Here is a 219-nt window from a genome sequence, read left to right as displayed (position 1 = left end):
AACACACAGCCGCCCGAAGGCGGCTGGTTACCGACAAGGCGTTTTGGCGGTAGCGGTACGGTTTCAACACACAGCCGCCCGAAGGCGGCTGGATTATTCTGCATGGCTTTCCGGAGATACTGGATAGTTTCAACACACAGCCGCCCGAAGGCGGCTGGGCACATCGTCAACAAATCAGGCGATACCGCCACCGTTTCAACACACAGCCGCCCGAAGGCG

It is taken from the genome of Neisseria sp. HMSC056A03, from assembly GCF_001815685.1.
GTDB classification, from domain to species: domain Bacteria; phylum Pseudomonadota; class Gammaproteobacteria; order Burkholderiales; family Neisseriaceae; genus Neisseria; species Neisseria subflava.
This window is presented reverse-complemented; position numbering follows the sequence as displayed.